The following is a 6,169-nucleotide window of genomic DNA, read 5'->3' on the forward strand; positions in this document are numbered from 1 at the left end:
TAGTATTTTAAAACCAATACGATACGCATTGTAAGAAACGAGAGCTAATAGCTCTCAGGTCATCCCCCTAAAAATAATTGAGTTTAAAAGTAGAAAATACAAATATTCTCAAATGATCTCTATTTTTTGGAAAAACATATCAAGTTTGTTTATAAAAAAGCCGATATATTTCTGTTATTCACCAATTAAAATGTCTATGCGATAAACCATTTAAAATGTCCGTAAGCATCCGGCTAACACAGCCTTACCAAGCGATCCTATAAGCCTTAATTTAGTTCCCACCTAAAAACAAGTGGGGACTTAATCCATGAACATGGATATATATTCAGCAACACTTCCTGTTGCTAAAAAACGCCGAAAATACAGCAAAGAATTCAAACTCAGTATTGTCAATGCCTGCAAAAATCCTAATACCTCGATCGCTTCGGTCGCACTGCAACATAGTATTAATGCCAACCTTGTCAGTCGTTGGATCAGGATCTTCAGCCATCATGATGGTGCCGTGCAGGATCCTACTCATGTGAATCCAGCATTTATTGCTTTGCCTTACACTGCTGCAATCAGCCAACCTATTGATGAGAGGATCACGTTGTGTATCACCGTGCCTCATACGAATAATGATATTCAGCTAAAATGGCAGACATCAGAAATACCTGCCTTGGCAGAATTACTCAAGGCACTGGCAACATGATCCGTATCAATGAAATTTGGCTCTCTACCCAGCCCATGGATATGCGAGCAGGAATGGATACTGTCATGGCTCAGGTGGTGAGAGCCTTTGGCTACATCAAACCGCATTGCGCCTACCTGTTCTGTAATAAACGTGGTCATCGTATGAAAGTGTTGGTACATGATGGACTGGGCATCTGGCTGTGTGCCCGGCGTTTGGAACAGGGTAAATTTCACTGGGCTCAAGTTCACCAAGGTGAAACCGTGGCCCTCAGCCCGGAACAGTTACAGGCATTAATCCAAGGTTTGCCCTGGCAGAGAATTGGATTGCAGCAAGTGGTGAATATGCTCTAAACCAAGCTCGACCATTCTGCCATCCTCCAAACGTTCTATTTCATTCTCTTCATGACCTCAGGCATACTGCGGTCATGAATACGCTGCCTGACTTAAGCCAACTGACCCATGAACAACTGCTGGAATTCACCAGACAGTTGGCGATGCAGCATCAGTCTCTGGCACAATCTAAACAACAACTGGAACAATCAAATCAGCAATTAGATGCCAGAGTTCAACATCTTGAAGTCACCAATCAGCAATTAGATTCTAAAGTTCAACATCTTTCTATTCTCAATCAAAAATACGAGCATGAACTGGCGCTGTTTAAAAAGCACAAATTCGCCCAAAAGAATGAACACTTAACGGCAAAACAAATCCATCTGTGGGATGAAGCGGTTGAAGAAGATATTGCCGCGGTTGATCTAGAACTGGAACGGCTAAATGCAGATAAAACCAATGCAGCGACACAGAAAGCCAAAACCAATAAACCTAAACGTCGACCACTGCCAGATCATCTACACACCATCCGTATTGAGCATGAACCTGCATCAACCCAATGTGCTTGTGGCTGCCAACTTCGTCGTATCGGCGAAGATGTCAGTGAAAAACTGCATTTCAGACCGGCACAGTTCTATAAGGAACAGCATGAGCGTGGTAAATGGGTCTGTGATCAGTGTGACACTCTGACTCAGCAAGCGATGCCCGCCTATGTGATTGATAAAGGCATTGCTTCACCTGAATTGCTCAGCCATGTGCTGGTATCGAAGTATGCCGATCATTTGCCGCTGTACCGTCAACGTCTGATCTATCAGCGGGCGGGAATCGAACTTTCTAGATCAACTTTATCTGACTGGATAGGTCGCTGCGGTGTAGAACTGGAACCTCTGGCCAATGCCTTAAAAGAGGTGGTACTACAACAGCAGGTGCTGCATGCAGATGAAACACCGGTCACCATCATGCGGATGGGGGAGAATGATAAAAAACCGAAGAAAGGTTATGTCTGGGCCTATGCCACTACACAGTACAATCCAGTTCAGGCGGTGATCTATGACTTTCAGGATAGTCGTTCAGGCCAGCATGCTGCAGAGTTCTTGAAAGGCTGGCAGGGTTATCTAGTCTGTGATGATTACAGTGGTTATAAAGCACGCTTTAAATCAGGCCAGGTCATAGAGGTGGGCTGCATGGCCCATGCACGTCGTAAATTCCATGAACTGCATGTAACTGGGAAAAGTCAGGTCGCTGAACAGGCATTGGTGCTGATTCAGAAACTGTATGCGATAGAAGCAGAACTCAGGAAAAAGACCGATGGTACAGCGGAAGACCGCCGCGAATACCGACAACAGCATAGTCAACCAGTGATGCAACAACTATATGAATGGCTCAACCAACATCATCTGACAGTGCCATCGAGTTCTCCCACCGCCAAGGCCATCAATTACACTCTGAAGCGTTGGCCAGCTTTAAGCCGCTATTTGGATGATGGCAATCTACCGATTTGCAATAATTGGGTAGAGAATCAAATGCGACCTTGGGCCTTAGGGCGCAAGAACTGGCTGTTTGCTGGCTCGCTGCGCAGCGGCCAGCGAGCGGCGAATATCATGACTTTAATCCAGTCAGCAAAGCTGAATGGCTTGGATCCGTATGCCTATTTAAGTGATGTGCTGAAAAGGCTGCCGACGCATAAAGTGACCCAGATTGAAGAATTGCTGCCGCACTGCTGGAAACCTAAATCGAATTAAAAATTGGTATGGGATTCAGCGGACGCTTACAAATGTCCTATAAAAAATGAGCTGATTAATTATCATATTCGGCTCTTGTTATGAGCCGAATAAGTGCTATATTCAACTCATCTGAAATTTTAGATGAGCGATTGAAAATGCAGAAATGGATTTGGCAAGCAGAAAACTGGACAAATTCTACATGGCTAGATTCAGTTATCTTACCTAAAACCAGACAGATACATCAAAAAATAGGGATTATTCTGGGGCAAAGTCAGCATGATTTAGCAAAAGAGCAATTCACCCTAGATACTCTGCTTGCCAATATTGTTGCTTCATCTGCGATTGAAAACGAAACGATCAATGTTTTTTCACTACGATCATCTCTAGCTCAACGCTTAGGTGTCACACTTGAACAGCCTTATACAAGCTCAGATCGATCAGAAGGTTTAGCCAATATCATGCTAGATGCGCTTAACGATGTTAAGCAACCATTGACTGTTAATCGTCTCATGCAGTGGCATCGTTGGCTTTTCAATGACCCAGATTGGACAATGCACCGTTTACGCATTGGTCAACTTAGGGGGGCAGAGCCTATGCAGGTCGTTTCAGGTCGATTGGACTATCCTAAAGTGCATTTTGAAGCACCGCCAAGACAAGGCTTAGAAGAACGCTTAAATGCCTTCATAGATTGGTTTAATCAAAGTCTAAATGATTCATTGCTTGATCCTCTGTTACGTGCAGGTATTACCCATTTATGGTTTGTTACCCTACATCCTTTTGATGATGGTAATGGACGTATTACACGTACACTTACAGACCTTTCTTTAGCTCAAATGGATGAACAGAGCATTCGTTTATATGCTATGTCTACTGCGATATTGAATAAACGTAAAAGTTACTATGAGATATTAGAACAAACTCAAAAAAATGATTCTGATATCACCGATTGGCTAGTTTGGTTTTTAGATACATTGAATGATAGCCTTGAAAAAACCTTAGCGCAGATAAGTCGAACATTGTTTAAAAGTCAGTTTTGGCATAAATATTCAAATTTAGCTTTGAGTGAAGAACAGCGCAAAGTTCTAAATCGTTTATTAGACGGTGGAGAAAATGGCTTTGAACATGGTATTAGCGCTTCACAATATCAAAAGGTTGCTAAAATTAGTAAGGCAACAGCTACTCGCCATTTATCAGACTTACTTGAGAAAAAATGTATCGTCAAATTGGAAGGTGGGGGACGTAATACACGCTATCAGATCAATACTCAGTTATAGAAATTTAAGCCATAAAAAAAACCCGACATCCTGTCGGGCTTTTTCATATCGGGTTGCTCGTCTTACTGATCTCGTGCTGCCCATTCCTTGCGCAATTTTCTTATTCTTGTTTTCTAGAAACATCCAGTTCCCTTATGTATTCATCATAGGATTAATGCGTTGAATTACCAATCCGCAAAAACCTTAAATCTGTGTAAGTTTTAGCTTACAAAGTTGGCTTATTTTATCCCAAGAGTTGTCCGCAGAAATTGGGGATTATTTCTGAACTGTGACCCTTGAGAAATCAGGAAAAAATGCAAAAACGAATGTTTTTTGATCAATTTTATTGGCTAAAAGTTACAGTTTTGCTTAAAAAGAAACCGACTTGTTTCCAAGTCGGTTGAACGAGAACGTTCCAGAGGGTATGAATAACGATAAGATACTGATCTTAAAGTAATATTAAAAACACGTTTCGTATAAGAGATTTATGTTAAATCAGTTGGCTATAAATTTTCAAAAATATCCTTAGTTTAATATTTTAATAAGCAAGTAAAGGGTAAGATAGGATTGAAAATATTAAATTTCTGTAGGAAATTTAAATTAAAAGAAACGGGAGTTAATAGTATGAGTCAAGACCCTAAAAAATGTCCTGTTACCCACCTGACTACTGAAGCTGGTGCCCCTGTGGTCGACAATCAGAACAGTATGACGGCAGGTGCGCGTGGACCTTTACTTGCCCAGGATTTATGGCTGAATGAAAAACTGGCCAACTTTGTCCGTGAAGTGATTCCAGAGCGTCGTATGCATGCCAAAGGTTCAGGTGCTTTCGGTACCTTTACCGTGACCAATGATATTACCCAATATAGCCGCGCTAAAATTTTCTCTGAAGTCGGCAAAAAAACCGAAATGTTTGCGCGTTTCTCAACGGTGGCGGGTGAACGTGGTGCGGCCGATGCAGAACGTGATATTCGCGGTTTTGCCCTGAAATTCTATACTGAAGAAGGCAACTGGGATCTAGTTGGCAACAATACTCCGGTATTTTTCCTACGGGATGCCCGCAAGTTCCCTGACCTGAATAAAGCAGTCAAACGTGACCCGAAAACCAACAAGCGCAGTGCCACCAATAACTGGGATTTCTGGACATTATTGCCTGAAGCCTTGCATCAGGTGACCATTGTCATGTCGGATCGCGGTATTCCTGCTGGCTACCGTCATATGCATGGTTTTGGCAGCCATACCTTCAGTTTTATCAATGCCCAAAATGAACGCTTCTGGGTGAAATTCCATATGCGTACCCAGCAAGGCATCCAGAACCTGACCGATGCTGAAGCAGCAGACTTGATTGCCAAAGACCGTGAAAGCAGCCAGACCGACCTGTTTGATGCCATCGAACGTGGCGACTATCCAAAATGGAAAATGTACGTTCAAGTCATGCCAGAACTGGAAGCCGAAACAGTGCCTTATCATCCATTTGACCTGACCAAAGTCTGGCCGAAGGGCGATTATCCACTGATTGAAGTCGGTGAATTTGAGCTGAACCGCAATCCGGAAAACTATTTCCAGGATGTAGAACAGGCAGCCTTTGCACCTAGTAATCTTGTACCGGGCATCAGCTACTCACCGGACCGTATGTTACAGGCACGTTTAGTGAACTATGCCGACGCAGCGCGTTACCGTGTTGGTGTAAATCATTCACAGGTTCCGGTCAATGCTGCACGCTGCCCTGTAAACTCTAATCGTCGTGATGGTCAGGGCCGCATGGATGGCAACTATGGTTCATTGCCACATTATGAACCGAACAGTTTTAACCAGTGGCAGGAACAACCTCAGTTTAAAGAACCAGCATTAAAGATTACCGGTGATGCTGATTTCTGGGACTTCCGTGAAGATGACAATGATTACTTCAGCCAGCCACGTGCCCTGTTCAATTTGATGAATGATGAGCAGAAACAGGCCCTGTTTAATAACACGGCCGCAGCGATGGGTGATGCGCTAGATTTCATCAAATACCGTCATATCCGCAACTGTTATGCTTGCGATCCAGCTTATGGGCAAGGCGTTGCTAAGGCCTTAGGTATGACTGTAGCAGATGCTCAAGCGGCACGTGAAACAGATCCTGCTAAAGGTTTGCAAAGTTTTCTTTAATGTGGAAATTTGATTTAGATAGTTAATAAAAAAGCCCGACAGGAT

5 protein-coding genes are annotated in these 6,169 nt (G+C 43.1%); all 5 read left to right on the forward strand.

From position 1 onward, the window contains the following. The first annotated feature begins 307 nt into the window (after positions 1–307). The 5 genes from GBI16_RS17200 (at position 308) to GBI16_RS17220 (ending at position 6,124) form a co-directional block, all read left to right on the forward strand. Positions 308–691: a transposase gene (locus tag GBI16_RS17200; RefSeq protein WP_151707538.1), complete on the forward strand. Its 384-nt coding sequence runs from the start codon at positions 308–310 to the stop codon at positions 689–691. Continuing rightward, the gene (tnpB, locus tag GBI16_RS17205; protein WP_000619347.1) at positions 688–1,023 is read left to right on the forward strand and encodes an IS66 family insertion sequence element accessory protein TnpB; all 336 of its coding nucleotides are present in this window, start codon (positions 688–690) and stop codon (positions 1,021–1,023) included. Before GBI16_RS17200 ends, tnpB begins: the two co-directional genes overlap by 4 nt. 74 nt (positions 1,024–1,097) lie before the next feature. Further along, positions 1,098–2,744, forward strand: a complete 1,647-nt coding sequence (tnpC, locus tag GBI16_RS17210; RefSeq protein ID WP_151707539.1) for an IS66 family transposase — start codon at positions 1,098–1,100, stop codon at positions 2,742–2,744. A 137-nt stretch (positions 2,745–2,881) separates the two neighbouring features. After that, complete coding sequence (locus GBI16_RS17215; protein WP_151707541.1) at positions 2,882–4,000, forward strand: Fic family protein; 1,119 nt, start codon at positions 2,882–2,884, stop codon at positions 3,998–4,000. 603 nt (positions 4,001–4,603) lie between these two features. Continuing rightward, positions 4,604–6,124, forward strand: a complete 1,521-nt coding sequence (locus GBI16_RS17220) for a catalase (RefSeq protein WP_151707540.1) — start codon at positions 4,604–4,606, stop codon at positions 6,122–6,124. The last annotated feature ends 45 nt before the right edge of the window (positions 6,125–6,169 follow it).

This window comes from Acinetobacter sp. TUM15064 (assembly GCF_008980265.1).
Classification (GTDB): Bacteria; Pseudomonadota; Gammaproteobacteria; order Pseudomonadales; family Moraxellaceae; genus Acinetobacter.

Bases quoted from the DNA above. Each gene is read 5' to 3' on its own strand.
- tnpB (WP_000619347.1), top strand. From the start codon at position 688: ATGATCCGTATCAATGAAATTTGGCTCTCTACCCAGCCCATGGATATG.
- GBI16_RS17215 (WP_151707541.1), top strand. From the start codon at position 2,882: ATGCAGAAATGGATTTGGCAAGCAGAAAACTGGACAAATTCTACATGG.
- tnpC (WP_151707539.1), top strand. From the start codon at position 1,098: ATGAATACGCTGCCTGACTTAAGCCAACTGACCCATGAACAACTGCTG.
- GBI16_RS17200 (WP_151707538.1), top strand. From the start codon at position 308: ATGAACATGGATATATATTCAGCAACACTTCCTGTTGCTAAAAAACGC.
- GBI16_RS17220 (WP_151707540.1), top strand. From the start codon at position 4,604: ATGAGTCAAGACCCTAAAAAATGTCCTGTTACCCACCTGACTACTGAA.